This is a genomic window from Mesorhizobium sp. M0514 (assembly GCF_040321145.1).
Lineage (GTDB): Bacteria > Pseudomonadota > Alphaproteobacteria > Rhizobiales > Rhizobiaceae > Mesorhizobium.
This window is the reverse complement of sequence record NZ_JAMYQZ010000077.1, coordinates 1-15,510: the sequence shown is the minus strand read 5'-3', so window position 1 is coordinate 15,510 and position 15,510 is coordinate 1. Positions and strand designations below refer to the sequence as shown.

The 15,510-nt window shown below is 62.6% G+C and carries 19 protein-coding genes and 1 pseudogene; 14 read left to right on the top strand and 6 right to left on the bottom strand.

Annotated features, from left to right (window positions below; genetic code table 11):
* Positions 1–64: 64 nt before the first annotated feature.
* The 3 genes from NKI61_RS25235 to NKI61_RS25225 all read left to right on the top strand — a co-directional run bounded on the left by NKI61_RS25235 (position 65) and on the right by NKI61_RS25225 (position 2,469).
* Complete coding sequence (locus tag NKI61_RS25235) at positions 65–1,396, top strand: dihydroorotase (RefSeq protein WP_352514223.1); 1,332 nt, start codon at positions 65–67, stop codon at positions 1,394–1,396.
* 54 nt (positions 1,397–1,450) lie between these two features.
* A complete protein-coding gene (locus NKI61_RS25230; RefSeq protein ID WP_027049982.1) occupies positions 1,451–1,678 on the top strand; it encodes a hypothetical protein in 228 nt (75 codons plus the stop codon).
* A gap of 62 nt (positions 1,679–1,740) precedes the next feature.
* The gene (locus NKI61_RS25225; protein ID WP_023684480.1) at positions 1,741–2,469 is read left to right on the top strand and encodes a nucleotidyl transferase AbiEii/AbiGii toxin family protein; all 729 of its coding nucleotides are present in this window, start codon (positions 1,741–1,743) and stop codon (positions 2,467–2,469) included.
* Positions 2,470–2,490: 21 nt separating this feature from the next.
* Here NKI61_RS25225 and NKI61_RS25220 read toward each other — a convergent pair whose 3' ends face one another.
* From NKI61_RS25220 to NKI61_RS25205, 4 genes are all read right to left on the bottom strand, one after another.
* Positions 2,491–3,294 (bottom strand): hypothetical protein, encoded by an 804-nt coding sequence (locus tag NKI61_RS25220; RefSeq protein ID WP_023716212.1) that lies wholly within the window; start codon positions 3,292–3,294, stop codon positions 2,491–2,493.
* A 106-nt stretch (positions 3,295–3,400) separates the two neighbouring features.
* The gene (locus tag NKI61_RS25215) at positions 3,401–3,658 is read right to left on the bottom strand and encodes a hypothetical protein (RefSeq protein WP_023673564.1); all 258 of its coding nucleotides are present in this window, start codon (positions 3,656–3,658) and stop codon (positions 3,401–3,403) included.
* Positions 3,659–3,983: 325 nt separating this feature from the next.
* A complete protein-coding gene (locus tag NKI61_RS25210) occupies positions 3,984–4,361 on the bottom strand; it encodes a TIGR02301 family protein (protein ID WP_023692875.1) in 378 nt (125 codons plus the stop codon).
* A gap of 67 nt (positions 4,362–4,428) precedes the next feature.
* Positions 4,429–4,836: an NUDIX hydrolase gene (locus NKI61_RS25205; RefSeq protein ID WP_031239471.1), complete on the bottom strand. Its 408-nt coding sequence runs from the start codon at positions 4,834–4,836 to the stop codon at positions 4,429–4,431.
* A gap of 123 nt (positions 4,837–4,959) precedes the next feature.
* Here NKI61_RS25205 and NKI61_RS25200 point away from each other — a divergent pair, with 123 nt between their 5' ends.
* Complete coding sequence (locus tag NKI61_RS25200) at positions 4,960–5,718, top strand: SOS response-associated peptidase (RefSeq protein ID WP_352639354.1); 759 nt, start codon at positions 4,960–4,962, stop codon at positions 5,716–5,718.
* A 136-nt stretch (positions 5,719–5,854) separates the two neighbouring features.
* On the opposite strand, the gene NKI61_RS25195 is transcribed toward NKI61_RS25200, so the two are convergent.
* A complete protein-coding gene (locus tag NKI61_RS25195; RefSeq protein WP_023673568.1) occupies positions 5,855–6,010 on the bottom strand; it encodes a hypothetical protein in 156 nt (51 codons plus the stop codon).
* Between the two features lie 391 nt (positions 6,011–6,401).
* On the opposite strand from NKI61_RS25195, the gene cysS reads away from it, so the two are divergent.
* The 9 genes from cysS to NKI61_RS25150 all read left to right on the top strand — a co-directional run bounded on the left by cysS (position 6,402) and on the right by NKI61_RS25150 (position 14,426).
* The gene (gene cysS / locus NKI61_RS25190) at positions 6,402–7,835 is read left to right on the top strand and encodes a cysteine--tRNA ligase (protein ID WP_352841404.1); all 1,434 of its coding nucleotides are present in this window, start codon (positions 6,402–6,404) and stop codon (positions 7,833–7,835) included.
* A 282-nt stretch (positions 7,836–8,117) separates the two neighbouring features.
* On the top strand, positions 8,118–8,522 hold the full coding sequence (locus NKI61_RS25185; protein ID WP_023742614.1) for an endonuclease domain-containing protein: 405 nt from the start codon (positions 8,118–8,120) through the stop codon (positions 8,520–8,522).
* Complete coding sequence (locus NKI61_RS25180) at positions 8,519–8,905, top strand: VOC family protein (protein WP_352443830.1); 387 nt, start codon at positions 8,519–8,521, stop codon at positions 8,903–8,905. Before NKI61_RS25185 ends, NKI61_RS25180 begins: the two co-directional genes overlap by 4 nt.
* Positions 8,906–8,927: 22 nt before the next feature.
* Positions 8,928–9,419 carry a GFA family protein gene (locus NKI61_RS25175; protein ID WP_352841402.1) on the top strand — a complete coding sequence of 164 codons (492 nt, stop codon included), beginning with the start codon at positions 8,928–8,930 and terminating at the stop codon, positions 9,417–9,419.
* The gene (locus NKI61_RS25170; protein WP_023684470.1) at positions 9,416–9,892 is read left to right on the top strand and encodes a GFA family protein; all 477 of its coding nucleotides are present in this window, start codon (positions 9,416–9,418) and stop codon (positions 9,890–9,892) included. Before NKI61_RS25175 ends, NKI61_RS25170 begins: the two co-directional genes overlap by 4 nt.
* An 8-nt stretch (positions 9,893–9,900) precedes the next feature.
* A complete protein-coding gene (gene pip, locus NKI61_RS25165) occupies positions 9,901–10,860 on the top strand; it encodes a prolyl aminopeptidase (protein WP_352841401.1) in 960 nt (319 codons plus the stop codon).
* Between the two features lie 197 nt (positions 10,861–11,057).
* Positions 11,058–12,674, top strand: coding sequence for a citramalate synthase (gene cimA / locus NKI61_RS25160; RefSeq protein ID WP_352841417.1), 1,617 nt, complete (start codon positions 11,058–11,060; stop codon positions 12,672–12,674).
* A 138-nt stretch (positions 12,675–12,812) separates the two neighbouring features.
* Positions 12,813–13,742: an EamA family transporter RarD gene (rarD, locus tag NKI61_RS25155; RefSeq protein ID WP_352841415.1), complete on the top strand. Its 930-nt coding sequence runs from the start codon at positions 12,813–12,815 to the stop codon at positions 13,740–13,742.
* A gap of 6 nt (positions 13,743–13,748) precedes the next feature.
* Positions 13,749–14,426 carry a glutathione S-transferase family protein gene (locus tag NKI61_RS25150; protein ID WP_352841399.1) on the top strand — a complete coding sequence of 226 codons (678 nt, stop codon included), beginning with the start codon at positions 13,749–13,751 and terminating at the stop codon, positions 14,424–14,426.
* A gap of 31 nt (positions 14,427–14,457) precedes the next feature.
* Here NKI61_RS25150 and NKI61_RS25145 read toward each other — a convergent pair whose 3' ends face one another.
* Complete coding sequence (locus NKI61_RS25145) at positions 14,458–15,069, bottom strand: LOG family protein (protein ID WP_023705376.1); 612 nt, start codon at positions 15,067–15,069, stop codon at positions 14,458–14,460.
* A gap of 125 nt (positions 15,070–15,194) precedes the next feature.
* On the opposite strand from NKI61_RS25145, the pseudogene NKI61_RS25140 reads away from it, so the two are divergent.
* Positions 15,195–15,510, top strand: a pseudogene (locus tag NKI61_RS25140) (peptigoglycan-binding protein LysM); the annotation flags it as partial.

Below are 15,510 nucleotides of genomic sequence, written 5' to 3'. Positions count from 1 at the left end.
TCTTGCAAAACAGTCGGCCTTTACGTAAGCCGACGATACTCCCCCCGCAAGAGACCGAACGCCCATGGCCACCACCTACGACCTCATCCTGACAGGCGGCACTGTGGTCAACCATGATGGCGAAGCCGCGCGCGATGTCGGCGTCAAGGGTGGTCGTATCGTCGCAATAGGCGATCTTCGCCAAGCTTCGGCCGGCGAAGCGATCGACTGTCGCGGGCTGCACGTCCTGCCAGGCGTCGTCGACAGTCAGGTGCATTTTCGCGAGCCGGGGCTGGAGCACAAGGAAGATCTGGAGACGGGCTCGCGCGCGGCTGTGCTGGGCGGGGTCACCGCCGTCTTCGAAATGCCCAACACCAATCCGCTGACCACCAGCGAGGCGGCGCTTGCCGACAAGGTGCGCCGCGCCACCAGCCGGATGCATTGCGACTTCGCCTTCTGGGTTGGCGGCACGCGCGAGAATGCCGATGATGTCGGTGAGCTCGAGCGGCTGCCGGGTGCTGCCGGGATAAAGGTGTTCATGGGCTCGTCCACCGGCGACCTGCTGGTCGAGGACGACGAGGGTGTCGCATCGATCCTGCGCAACACCCGCCGCCGTGCCGCCTTTCACTCGGAGGACGAGTTCCGGCTGCGCGAGCGCCTGGGCCTGCGCGTCGAGGGCGACCCGTCATCGCATCCCGTCTGGCGCGACGAGATCGCGGCGCTTCGCTGTACCGAGCGGCTGGTGCGCATCGCGCGAAACACCCGCGCCCGCATCCATGTGCTGCATATCTCCACTGCCGAGGAAATCATCTTCCTCCAACAGCACAAGGATGTCGCCACCTGCGAGGCGACGCCGCACCATTTGACACTCGCCGCCGACGACTATGCGCGGCTGGGCACGCTGATCCAGATGAATCCCCCGGTTCGCGCGGCCCGCCATCGCGACGGCGTCTGGCACGGCATTGCGCAAGGCATCATTGACGTGCTCGGCTCCGATCACGCCCCGCACACGCCGGCCGAGAAGGCAAAGCCCTATCCGGCCTCGCCGTCTGGCATGACCGGGGTGCAGACGCTGGTGCCGATCATGCTCGACCATGTCAATTCAGGCCTGCTGACCCTGCAGCGCTTCGTCGACCTCTCCAGCCACGGCCCGCAGCGCATCTTCGGCATGGCCAGGAAAGGCCGCATCGCCGCCGGCTACGATGCCGATTTCACCATTGTCGACCTCCAGCGGCGCGAGACCATCACCAATGCGCAAGCCGGCTCCAGGGCCGGCTGGACGCCCTATGACGGCAAGGAAGTCACCGGCTGGCCGATCGGCACCATCGTGCGCGGCCGTCGCGTGATGTGGGAAGGCGAGATCGTCACGCCCGGGCAGGGCAGGCCGGTAGAGTTTTCCGAGGCGCTGCCGGCTTAGCGGTTTCTTGCTGCGTTGGATTTTTTAAGCGCTATCCACTACGTTAAGGGCATTATGAACGCAGATATCGCGCCCATGATTGTCCCTGCGGAGTTTCCGGAGCTCCAGGCGCTCGCCTGGAACCGCGATGCGGCACGCCCGATTCCGGCCGAAGAGGCATTTGCGCTGTATGAGCGTAATTGGCGGTTTGTCGATCAAAAGCGTCTTACTGTGCGTGAGAAGATGCTTATCCAAAGTTTGGCAGACAAATTCGGTCACGGCGTGCTCTTGACCGCCGGCTGATTTCCCTCACCTGGTCGTTCCTCGCAGCCGGAATATCAACAGGACACACCGCGAGCGTCATGATGGAATTCAAGAGGCCCGAGCACCAGATCATTGCCGAAGCGCTCGGGTTGATGGATCGCCATTTCCTGACCGCAAACCAGTGCTGGTTCGGCGGTGGCACTGCGATCGTTATGAAATTCGGGGAATATCGCCGCTCACTGGATGTGGACTTCCTGTGTGCCGACAGTGATGGCTATCGCGAATTGCGGACCTCCGCAGCCGAACGTGGCGTCAGAGCATTCTTTCCTGAGCCGGTCGAGGCTGTTCGGGACTTCCAGATCGATCAATATGGCTTGCGGACGATCGTGCGGTTGAAAGGCCAAACGATCAAGTTTGAAGTCATCCGCGAAGGCCGCATAAAACTGCGAGGCCATTTCGACGACGATCTGAATGTATCCGCCCTGGTCCCGGCGGATATGTTTGCCGAGAAGTTGCTGGCGAACGCGGATCGATGTCAGGACCGTGCAATTGCATATCGCGATGCCATCGATCTTGGAGTGCTGGTTGGCATCTATAAGGAAATCCCGAGCGACGCTGTTGGCAAGGCGAAGGCGGCCTATGGCGTGGATATCGAGCGCAAGGTGGCTTGGGTGGTAAACAGGCTGCGGGACAAGGAAGAATTGCGGCATGCCGCCGAGGTGCTGCAAATGGATCCCAACGCGGCGGTCGAAGCGATTTCGGCCCTTCGAAATGAAGGTATCCGCATATGGCCTGACACAGGCCTCGAGCTTTCTAGCCCTAGCCAGTAGCCATCCCAGGGGAATCGCCGTTCAATCCCCGGCGACGAAGAATGTCCACTGCCCGGTGGGCGTAATGCCGACGCGGTAGAAGATGTAGGCTCCGAACTGCTTCATGTCGTCATAGTCGCCGGCGGTGACGATCTTGAACAGTTCGACCCGCTGCCTGGCGTTGAGCTTGTCCAGCGGCAGGGCGAAGAAATACGGCCAGACATAGAGTTCCTGCGGTGTGCCGACGTCTACATGGACATAGCCGGCATTGAGCACCTCTTCCAGGATAGCGAGGATTTCCTGACCTTCCTTGTCGCCCGATAGCCCTTTCAGGAACGCGATCGGGTCGCCCTCGATTTCGCCCAGCGACAATTGGGTCATGGTGTCGCCCTTGCCGATCAGCGGCCGCAGCTTCTCGATGTCGCCGCTGACGCAGGCCTCGACCATCAGATCGCGCATGCGCCTGACGGGCTCCGGCAATTTGGAAAGGTCGTAGACGACTTCAGGCACCGGCCCTTCGGGATCGGCACTTGGGTTGGCCACGCCGCCATCGTTGGCGGGGGCTTCCGGCTGGCTTTGTCCGGGCTCTGACGGCGATTTCGGCTGGCTGGCCGCCGGCGGCGTCCTGCCGGGCAGGTCGGGCATTGGCACTGAATTTTCAGACGGCGCCGTCTCACCATTGGCGGGTGGCCCGGCAGGAGCTGGAAGCTCCTCGCGCTTGATCTCGCTCAGCGCGCAGGCAGGGTTGCTGGTCAGGACAAGCGCCAGCGGAACCGCGGCGCAGGAAGCGGCAAGCCAGATGCTGAGGACCACGCCGCGAGGCCGGCCTGACATCGAAAAATTCACCGCTTGCCTCTCCTCGGGCCTAGGCTCTTCAGGCATGATGCCCAAACGACTCGCCGTCGTCAAAGAACCGGTAAGCTGGCAGTGCACCCTCTGAGACGCGCGATGCCTAGTGCCGAAACCGCTCCGGCTCGAAGGCGCCGGCGATCACCTTTTCACGCATGCGATCGAGCAGGGCAAGGGCCGAGGTTTCGCCATTGGCTCGCAGCATCTCGCCGAACGCGGTTTCAAGCGCTGCCTCGGCGATGATTTCAGGTTCTATGCCGGCCGACAGACCTTCCGCCCAGGCCTCGCTATGGCTTTCCACCGCGGTCAGGCGCTTTTCTTCCCTGACCAGCGCGTCGATGTCGTTGACGCCATGTTCCATTTGCGATGTCCACCTTTCAAGCGGCGGTCCGACGGGTCGGATCCGGCTTGGCTGCCCCTATCTCACGCAGGCTAAGTAAGTGTCTGTAAATACGACATTTTTTTGATCGTCTTTACAAACTTCGTCGCCTGCGTTCGGTCCGATTCAAACTTAGCCGATTAGCCCGGTGAGCGGGATGAAAACCTTCAGTTTGAGTTAATTCCGCATTCGCGCGCTAACGTTTCGTTAATACTGTTGCGCAAGTGCAACACCAAGATTGCATCAACGTGCCGTGGATACAAGGCGGGTGCTCGAAAAGGCGTGGCTAAACGCCGTCTGGCGCTCGTCAGTTGCCGTAACGCGAGGCGATGTCGCGCGACAGCGTCTCGCCTTCCTTCATGTAGCGGCTGATGGCTTCGGTCGCTGACGGCGTGCATTGGGTATAGGTGCCGCCGAAGGAACGGTAACCGCGGTTGAAGCTGGCGATGAAGCGGGCACGCCGCTCCGGATCGGGATTTTCCGAATCGATCAGCTTTTCCATCTCGGTGCGCCACTGGTCGCCCTTTTCGCCGCACAGATTGCGCAGGAAATGCAGCGACCCCAGCACCTCGGCCAGTCGCATCAGCCCGGGCTCGAACGGCGACTCGGCGGCCAGCGCCGGCTGCACGGCAAAAGCCGTGGCGGTGGCGATGCATGCGGCAAGGAACAGCGAGGTGCGGGTCATAAGTCTATCTGACGAAACATTTTGTCGCCTGCAAGGCGATTCTCGGAGCGGCAGATATGGGCCTGCTTCAGGCCAAAAGCTCTTCAGCCACCTCCATGACGTCACCCGCGAGCGGCAGCGTCGCCATTTCATCAAGACTATAGAAGGCGGCGGTCTCGGCATCGTCGCTGGCCGTCGCTTCGCCGCCGGCATAAACGGCGCCGAACACGGTCAGCAGATAGTCGACCGGGTGATTCTCGCCGCTGCCGTCGATGTGGATGTCGCGAAGCGGACGATAGTCCTGCGCCCGCAGCCCGGTTTCCTCCAGCAATTCGCGCACTGCTGCTTCTTGCAGCGTCTCGTCGGGCTCGACCTTGCCGCCGGGAAAGGCATAAAGCCCCTGCGATGGCGGCCGCGCCCGTTTGACCAGCAGCACCGTCCTGCCGCGCACGACGGCGACCGAGACTGCGGGAAGTATCTTGCGCTGCTCGTTCATCGATATCGATTCGCTTATGTGAGGCCCACCCTGTGGACCGGCTGGCAGCGAGCAGCTTTAGCGGTTGCGCAGCGCCGGTTCCATCGCCACGTTCGCGATCGGATCAATTCATCGAGCTTGCCAATGTGCGGACGCTTTGCCCTGACCGCGACGCCCGACCAGACCGCCGCCTTGCTCGGCCTGGCGGAGCTGGAGGATTTTCCGGCCCGCTACAACATCGCGCCGACGCAGCCGGTGCTGATGGCGTTGTCGGGGCCGCCGCGCATGCCGGGCTCGAATTTCCCGGATCGCCAGGCGATGCTGGTGCGCTGGGGGCTGATCCCCACCTGGGTCAAGGACACCAGGGAATTTCCGCTGCTCATCAACGCGCGTTCGGAAGGCGCTATTGAAAAAGCCTCGTTCAAAGCCGCCATGCGCCATCGCCGTGCCTTGGTGCCGGCCTCCGGCTTCTATGAGTGGCAGCAATCCGGCAGCGGCAAGAAGGGCCAGCCCTACTGGATACGGCCGCGGCATGGCGGGTTGATCGCCTTTGCCGGGCTGATTGAAACCTATGCCGAGCCGGGCGGTTCGGAAATGGACACCGGCGCTATTCTTACCGTCAACGCCAATGCCGGCATCGCCCATATCCATGACCGGATGCCGGTGGTGATCGCGCCTGAAGATTTTGCCCGCTGGCTGGACTGCCGCACGCTCGAACCGCGCGATGTGGCCGACCTGCTCAAGCCCGCGCTGCCCGATTTCTTCGAGGCAATTCCGGTCTCCGACCTCGTCAACAAGGTCGCCAACACCGGGCCGGAGATACAGGACATGGGCATCGTCGAGCCCGGCAAGGTCAGGCGCCAGAAGCCCGGCGCGGACGACAGTCAGATGACGCTGTTTTAGAGCGCGCTCCCAAGAAGCCATGTCCGGTCTTCGGGAAGAACCTGCTCAATAGGAAGAGCTGCTGTTTTCAGGCGCGCTATGGGGCCTCAGCCTTCCGTTCCGGCGCACGCCTTGTCGGCGGCGGCACGATGCCTGTTCAGGCAGCGCGGGGCGAAGTGATTTTCGGCGCCGGCTTTTTATTCTTCGCGGTATGGAGAAGGGCGGCGACGATCGCGGCCGGGCCGATCGCACGGTAGTGGTTGGCGAGCGCCGGTTGCTTGGCGCGGCTCGATTCCTGCTTGGTTCGTGACATCGATCTCTTCCCTGGTAACATTTCCGTGTCTGCGTTTGCCGGCCGAATCTGACCGAATCGTGACCTATGGTGAACTAGCCGGCGAATGTTTCATGACTGTGCCGACATGTTTAATAAAATGTTTCAGCGGCTCCTGACCTATGAACCAGCGACGCTTTTGCCGGAAGTTGCGACTTGACGGCAACACCGGCCAAGGCGATAAAGCCGCCGATGAAAACGTTTTTCGCCATTTGTGGCATTTGCATTATTGGCTAGCTTCGCGCTGGTCCGGACGTTTTCGCCTCATCTTTCCCCAGAGTGGACAAACGCCCCGGCCAGCAGGCTGGAGCCCGATTTGTGCCTTGGCACAGGTAAGGCTCTCTCCAGAACTTAACGGACCGGAAGGGCACGCATGTCTGACGCATCGAAGGGTCTCAGCCTCTACAACACGCTAACGCGGACGAAGGACGTGTTCGTCCCCATCGACCCGTCGAATGTGCGCATGTATGTCTGCGGTCCGACCGTCTACGACTTTGCCCATATCGGCAATGCGCGTCCGGCGATCGTCTTCGACGTGCTGTTCCGTTTGCTGCGTCACCTCTACGGCGAGGCTGGTGTCACGTATGTGCGCAACATCACAGATGTTGACGACAAGATAAACGCCCGCGCGCTGCGCGATTTCGGCGCCGAGATCGCGTCGGGAAACCTGACGCTCAACGAGGCAATCCGCCGCGTCACCGAAAAAACCGCCGACCAGTACCACAAGGATGTCGCCGCACTCGGCTGCTTGCCGCCGACGGTCGAGCCGCGCGCCACCGAGTTCGTCGCGCGCCGCGCCGACGGCAAGGTTGACATGATCACCCTCATCGAACGTTTGATCGAACGCGGCCACGCCTATGTCGCCGCCGGCGAAGTGCTGTTCGACACCGCCTCGATGCCGGATTATGGCGAGCTGTCGAAGCGCAATCTCGACGAACAGCAGGCCGGTGCGCGAATTGCCGTCGACGCTCACAAGAAGAACCCGGGCGATTTCGTGCTGTGGAAATTGTCGTCACCGGAAGAGCCCGGCTGGGACAGCCCATGGGGCAGGGGCCGGCCGGGCTGGCACATCGAATGCTCGGCCATGTCGGCCGCCTATCTCGGCGATGTCTTCGACATCCATGGCGGCGGCCTCGATTTGATCTTCCCGCACCATGAGAACGAGATCGCCCAGTCGCGTTGCGCCCACGGAACCGACGTCATGGCCAATGTCTGGATGCACAACGGCTTCCTGCAGGTCGAGGGCCAGAAAATGTCGAAGAGCGTCGGCAATTTCTACGCGATCGCCGAACTGCTGGAGACCGACACTTTCGGCGGCCGCAAATGGCCGGGCGAGGTGCTGCGGCTGGCGATGCTGATGACGCATTACCGCGAGCCGATCGACTTTTCCGTACGCAAGCTGGAAGAGGCCGAGAATACGCTACGCAAATGGAAGCGCGCCGCCGATCTCGCCCCGTCGGCAGGGCAAGTTCCGGCGGAGGTTGTGGCGGCGCTGTCTGACGACCTCGCCACCTATGCCGCCTTCCAGCAGCTCACGCAGCTTGTCGGTGAGGCCGCGGAGGGCAACGAAGCGGCCGCATCGCTGAAGGCATCGCTGTTGTTCCTCGGCTTCGATATCGGCGCGGCCGCCGTGGATGAGGACAGCGTTGCCAAGTCGATCGCGCAGCGCCTGGAGTTCATCGCCGCCAAAAACTGGGCCGAGGCCGACCGCATCCGCGACGAGCTTCTGGAGCAAGGCGTGCAGCTGAAGGACGGCAAGGATCCTGTCACCAACGAACGCGTGACGACGTGGGAGGTGAAGCGGTGAGGGTGGCGCGAGACACCGTTGTAAGATTGGCGAAGGCGGCAGCGACAGCCAATCTCCCCCCTTGCGGGGGAGATGTCCGGCAGGACAGAGGGGGGTGTGAAGGAACGCCAGCGTTCCTTCTTGCCCACTTTCATTTCGGCCACTTTCTGAGAACGCAATGGCTGCCGGTTGAGACGCTGGCGGACAGCACCCCCCTCTGTCCTGCCGGACATCTCCCCCGCAAGGGGGGAGATCAGCTCTCGCCTCGGTTTTCGCTAATCGCCAGCGCGGAGTGGCCTGAGCATGGGTCACGACCTCGTTCCATCGCGTCAGCGCAAGAATGCAAAGTCCATGCGTCGCGTCATGACCGATGCCGAGCTGAAACTGTGGAATGAGTTGCGGGCTCACCGGCTGATGGGGATGAGCTTTCGCCGACAGGTACCGATTGGACCCTACATTGTCGACTTCGCCTGTTCGGCCCACCACCTCGTAGTCGAGGTTGATGGCAGTCAGCATGCCGACGTAGAAGATGCAGAACGCGACAAGGCACGCAGCGCTCAATTGAGTGCCAGTGGCTGGACCATCCTGCGCTTCTGGAACGACGACGTCATCCGCGATATCGACAATGCCTGCCAGCACATCGTCATCGGGGCCGGCTTGGCCGGCGCCGACGTGCCGGCGCCAGCAAGGGAGGAGCTTGTTGCATGATCGACCATCTCGGCATCAATGTCGCCGACTTCGACGCGTCGAAAGCCTTTTATGACCAGGCGATAGCGCCGCTTGGCGCCTCGCTGATCTACATGGTGCCACTGGAATATACCGGCGGCGCCAAGGTCGGTGGCTATGGCCGCGACCGGCCGGTGTTCTGGCTGCAGGCCAGCGATGACAGGCCGAGGACCCATCAGCACGTCGCCTTCACCGCGCGCAGCCGCGCCGAGGTCGACGCCTTCCATGCCGCGGCGCTCGCCGCCGGCGGCAAGGACAATGGCGGGCCGGGGCTGCGCCCGCATTATCACCCGGACTATTACGGCGCCTTCGTCTTGGATCCCGACGGCAACAATGTCGAGGCCGTCTGCCATGCGCCCGAATGACTATGAAACGGAGTGAGACGCCATGAGCCTCGACAACCGGCCGATCTACACCGGCGGCTGCCAGTGCGGCGCGGTGCGCTTTCGCGTCGAGGGTGCGCTGGGTGACGCCTCGATCTGCCATTGCCGCATGTGCCAGAAGGCGTTCGGCTCATTTTACGCACCCCTGGTCTCGGTGCGTGGCGCCAAACTCGACTGGACGCGCGGCGAACCGAAATATTTCGCCTCGTCCAGCCATGTCGATCGTGGCTTTTGCGCGAATTGCGGCACGCCGCTGACCTTTACCGCGCCCGACGGCATCGGCCTCGCCATCGGCGCCTTCGACGATCCGGCTGATATCGTGCCGCTGATCCAGTGGGGCACCGAGGCAAAACTGCCTTATGTCGACACCCTTCCGCAATTGCCGGGCGAGGACACGATGGCCGACATGTCGTCGGCGCCTTATCTTGCCGAGCTTGTCTCCTACCAGCATCCCGATCATGACACCGAACAATGGCCGCCAGAGGAAAAGTTATGACCGATGAAGTTCGAACCGGCGGCTGCCAGTGCGGCGCCGTGCGTTTCCGCATCAAGGGCAAGCTTGGCCGGGCGTCCATCTGCCATTGCCGCATGTGCCAGAAACAGTTCGGGTCGTTTTTCGGCGCCCTGGTGACAGTGCCCAAGGATGGCGTCGAATGGGTGCGCGAGGAGCCGACCTACTTCCAGTCGTCGGTCAACATCGATCGCGGCTTCTGTGCCCGCTGCGGTACACCGCTGACCTATCGCCAACCTGGCGCACTGGAGATCGCCATCGGCGCCTTCGACGACCGCTCCGATCTGGCGCCGCAGATCCAGGTCAACTACGCGGTCCGATTGCCTTGGGTGGAAACGATCTTCGACCAGCCCGTGCATCAGGATCCGGATTTCTACTCCCGCCAGGAGCAGATCATCTCGTTCCAGCATCCCGACCACGAAACCACGGACTGGCCCGCGCACGGCCTGAAGATATGAGCAATGAAATGAACAGTGAACTTCGTACTCTTTATCCCGAGATCGAGGCCTTCGAGTCCGGCATGCTCGATGTCGGCGACGGCCATCATATCTATTGGGAGCGCTCCGGAACCAGGGGCGCCAAGCCGGCCGTGTTCCTGCATGGCGGTCCTGGCGGCGGCTTCTCGCCAAAACATCGGCAATTGTTCGACCCGAAGCTTTACGACGTCATCCTGTTCGACCAGCGCGGCTGCGGGAAATCGACACCCAATGCCTCGCTCGAGGCCAACACCACCTGGCACCTGGTTTCCGACATCGAGCGGCTGCGTGAGATGTGCGGCTTCGAAAAATGGCTGGTGTTCGGCGGCTCGTGGGGCTCGACGCTGGCGCTGGCCTATGCCGAGACGCATCCTAATCGCGTCAGCGAGCTTGTCGTGCGCGGTATCTACACGCTGACCCGCGCCGAACTCGAATGGTACTATCAGTTCGGCGTCTCCGAAATGTTTCCCGACAAATGGGAGCGTTTCCAGGCGCCGATCCCTGAAGCCGAGCGCGGCGACATGATGGCCGCCTACCGCAAACGGCTTGTTGGCTCCGACCGCAATGCGCAGATGGAAGCCGCCCTTGCCTGGAGCCTGTGGGAAGGTGAGACGATCACGCTACTACCGGAGCCGGAGACCAGCGACAAGTTCGGCGAGGACGACTTCGCCATCGCCTTTGCCCGCATCGAGAACCACTATTTCGTCCACGCCGGCTGGCTGGAGGCGGGGCAGCTTCTGCGCGATGCCCATAAGCTCGCGGATATTCCCGGCACAATCGTCCACGGCCGCTACGACATGCCGTGCCCGGCGCGCTATGCCTGGGCCCTGCACAAGGCCTGGCCGAAGGCGGATTTCCACCTCATCGAAGGCGCCGGCCATGCCTATTCGGAGCCGGGGATTCTGGATCGGCTGATACGCGCGACGGATGGGTTTGCGGGGAAGAAATAGTTGATGCACGGCGTCCCGTCACACCCCCCTCTGGCCTGCCGGCCATCTCCCCCGCAAGGGGGGAGATTGGTTTTCGCCGCCGTTTTCGCCAATCGGCGACGTTGCAAGAGCAGCACCGTCGGCAAAGCTGCTGATCTCCCCCCTTGCGGGGGAGATGTCCGGCAGGACAGAGGGGGGTGCTCAAGCGCCTTGCCATCATGACAAAACAACGCCTCTATCTCTTCGACACAACCCTCCGCGACGGCCAGCAGACGCCGGGCATCGATTTTTCCGTCGAGGACAAGATCGCGATTGCCAAGCTGCTCGACGAGTTCGGCATCGACTATGTCGAAGGCGGCTATCCCGGCGCCAATCCGACCGACACCGCCTTCTTCCTGCAGAAGCGCACGGCTAAGGCAAAGTTCGTCGCCTTCGGCATGACCAAGCGGGCAGGCGTGTCGGCGTCCAACGACCCCGGGCTGGCGGCGCTCGTGCAGTCCAAGTCCGACGCCATCTGCTTCGTCGCCAAGAGCTGGGACTATCATGTCCGCGTTGCGCTCGGCTGCACCAATGAGGAAAACCTCGACTCGATCAACGCGTCGGTCGAAGCAGCTGTTGCCGCCGGCAAGGAAGCGATGGTCGATTGCGAGCATTTCTTCGACGGCTTCAAGGCCAATCCCGACTATGCGCTGGCCTGCGCCAGGACCGCCTATGATGCCGGCGCGCGCTGGGTGGTGTTGTGCGACACCAATGGCGGCACGCAGCCCTCGGAAGTGCGCGCCATCGTCGACAAGGTCATTGTTTCAGGCATTCCGGGCGGCCATCTCGGCATCCATGCCCATGACGACACCGGCCAGGCGGTGGCCAATTCGCTCGCCGCCGTCGAGGCCGGCGTGCGCCAGATCCAAGGCACGCTGAACGGTATCGGCGAGCGCTGCGGCAACGCCAATCTGGTCTCGATCGTGCCGACGCTGGCGCTGAAGCCGGCTTTCGCCGATCGCTTCGAAACTGGCATCTCGGTTGAAGCGTTGACCGGTATTTCACGGCTTTCCCGCGCCTTCGACGAATTGCTGAACCGCGCTCCGGAAGCGCAGGCGCCCTATGTCGGCGCCTCAGCCTTCGCCACCAAGGCCGGCATCCATGCCTCCGCACTGGCCAAGGAGCCGGCGACCTATGAACATGTGCCGCCCGAGGCGGTAGGCAACCGCCGCCGCGTTATGGTTTCGGACCAGGGCGGCAAGGCCAATTTCCTCGCCGAGCTGAAGCGGCGCGGCATCGATGTGCCCAGAGACGACCATCGTCTCGATGAGCTGATCTCGGTGGTCAAGGAGCGCGAGGCCGAGGGCTACGCCTATGAGGGGGCCGATGCCTCCTTCGAGCTGTTGGCGCGCAAAATGCTGCACGGCCTGCCGGAGTTCTTCAACGTCACTTCGTTCCGCTGCATGGTCGAGCGCCGCTTCGATGCCAACGGCCAGTTGAAGACGGTCTCCGAAGCCATCGTCAAGGTGATGGTCGAGGGCGAGGAGAAGATGTCGGTGGCCGAAGGCCACGGCCCGGTCAACGCGCTCGACATCGCGTTGCGCAAGGACCTCGGCAAATTCCAGAGCGAGATCGCCGACATGGAGCTCGCCGATTTCAAGGTGCGTATCCTCAATGGCGGCACCGAGGCGATCACCCGCGTCCTGATCGAATCGCATGACGGCACCGGCGCCCGCTGGTGGACGGTCGGCGTATCCGAAAACATCATCGATGCGTCCTTCCAGGCGCTGATGGATTCGATCGTCTACAAGCTGATGAAGAACCGCGACATGGCGGGATTGGTCGCGGCGGAGTAAGCTTGCAGGACTTGGGTTCCTCGCCCCCCGAAGTGGGGCGAGGAACTGGCCGCGCCCCTTGAACCATCAGCGGAAGTCCATTGATCCATCATAATTTTGCGATGGTTTTGGATGGCCCACTGGGCCATAGCGTTTGCCATGGCCAGCGACACGATCCAGCCCGACGCCGACTCCAAAGCCCGCAGCGGCTTTCTCCTCGCGCTCGGCGCTTATCTCTTGTGGGGGCTGTTGCCCTTCTACATGAAGGCGGTCGCGCATTTGCCGCTGATCGAGGTGATCGCCCACCGCATTATCTGGTCGGTGCCGATTGCCGCCGCGGTGCTGGTCTGGGCCGGTCGGACCGCCGATTTCAAGGCGGCAATCCGCTCACCACGCAGCATCGCCATGGCGGCGTTGACGGCGACCCTGATCTCCGTCAATTGGGCCATCTATGTCTGGGCGATCTCGGTCGACCGCACCGTCGAGACCGCGCTCGGATATTACATCAACCCATTAGTTAGCATCGTCGTCGGCGCGTTGTTGCTCGGCGAGAAGCTCGACCGGCTGCAGATCGCGGCCGTGTTGCTGGCGGCGGTCGCAGTTGCCGTTCTGACCGTCGATGCCGGCAAATTGCCTTGGGTGTCGTTGGCGCTGGCGTTTTCCTTCGCTGCCTATGGGTTCTTCCGCAAGACGCTGCCGATCGGCCCGAGCCAGGGCTTTCTGCTCGAAGTGCTTTTGCTGTCGGTGCCGGCGCTTGCCTACATCGTCTTCCTGGTCGTCAACGGCCAGGACCATTTCATCTCCAGCAACGGCACCGATATGGCTTTGCTCATCGGCTGCGGCCCAGTCACCTCGGTGCCGCTGCTTCTGTTCGCCTTCGGCGCCAAGCTTCTGCGCCTCTCCACCATCGGCATCATGCAGTACATTGCACCGACCATGGTGTTCCTGATCGCCGTGCTGATTTTCGACGAGCCGTTCGGCACCACGCAAGCAATTGCCTTCGCGCTGATCTGGGCGGCATTGGCGATGTATTCCTGGTCGATGTTTCGTGGCCGTGAAATCCGCCCGGTGGCGTTGGCCCCGAAGTAGGGAGCCTTGCATATCGCCAACAAGAACTATTCGTCATGGTCGCTGCGGCCATGGTTGCTGATGCGCACCCTCGACATTCCGTTCGAGGAGCAATTGACGCCGTTTCCGACCGGGCCTAGTTTCGATCTCTACCGGGCGTTCTCGCCCAGCGGGCGCGTGCCTTGCCTGGTGGATGACGGCTGGGCTGTCTGGGATTCGCTGGCTATTGCCGAGTATCTCGCCGAGCGCCACCATGGTGTGTGGCCTGCCGAGGCCAAGGCGCGAGCCTGGGCGCGCTCGGCCGCCGCCGAAATGCATTCTGGTTTCACGGCCTTGCGCGGCGCATGCCCGATGAATTGCGGCTTGCGGGTAAAACCGTTGCCGATGTCGGACGCGCTTAAGCAGGATCTGTTCCGTTTGGGCGATCTCTGGAACGATGGCCTTGCCCGGTTCGGCGGGCCGTTCCTTGCCGGCGGCCATTTCACCGCAGTCGATGCCTTCTTCGCCCCGGTGGCGTTCCGCGTCCAGTCCTATGGATTGTCTTTCGAAGGTGCTGCTGCCGCCTATCCCGCGCAATTGCTCGGCCTGCCGGCGATGCAGGACTGGTATGCGGCGGGTCTCGCCGAGACCTGGCGGGAGCCGGACCATGAAGCGGAGGTCGCTGCCTCCGGCACTATCGTCGAGGATCTTCGCGCTACGGCGTGATGGGCAGCGGGGCCTCTCTCACTATTCACTATCACATCTTATCAATCACCGACTGCACGCCTTCCGTCGGGGCATCGACCGACGACCCCGCCACCATGATGGCGGCGACGATTGCCTCGGGGTCTTCGACCACCAGCGGCCTGACCCGCTGTGCGGTGTGGATGAAGCCTTCGCTGGCCATATGGTCGAGCAGCGCCAGCATCGGATCCCAGAACCCTTGAACGTTGGCGAAGACGATCGGCTTGCGGTGATGGCCGAGCTGGCCCCAGGTCATGATCTCGACGATTTCCTCGACCGTGCCGATGCCGCCGGGCAGCGCCACAAAGGCGTCGGATTTCTCGAACATCTTGTGCTTGCGCTCGTGCATGTTGTCGGTGATCAGCAACTCGTCGAGCCGGTCAAGCGCGGTTTCGGTCGCCTCCTTGTTGATGAGGAAGCGCGGAATGATGCCCGTTACCTTGCCGCCGGCCTTGAGCGCGCCTTCGGCGACTGCGCCCATAATGCCTTTGGTGCCGCCGCCATAGACCAGCCGCAGGCCGGCTTTGGCGAGCGAGCGGCCAAGCAGGTGCCCGGCCTTGGCATAGATTTCATCGCGGCCCGGAGACGAGCCGCAATAGACGCAGACGGATCGAATCGTGTTCATTCGTGATTGGTGATTGGGTCTGAATGCGGGGTCAAGCCCCAAGGGCTGACAAGCCCGGGCTTTTTCTTGTCGGTGCCGGCAAAACACGCTAGACCGGCTTCAGGTGGCTAAGGGGTAGGGGAAATATGGCTGTTAATCCATTGAAGGCGTTTCTGTTCGCGGCGGGTGGGACCGTCGCGGTCGTCGGAACCGCCTATGTATCGGGCGCACTCGACCCGTATCTGAATCCCACGCCGCCTGCGGCGATTGCATCGCTGACGCCGCCGGCTGAAAAGCCGGCCGATCCGGGGACCGAGGGAAGGCTGCCGCCGGCGCCCGCCGCGCCCACCGATGCCAAGGCTCCCGCAGCACCCGCGCCTGCCGACGCAACGGCTCCCGCGACCGAAGCTGCGGCTCCGGCGGCACCTGCCGCGCCCGCTGCTGCCCCAACAACCCCAGCGC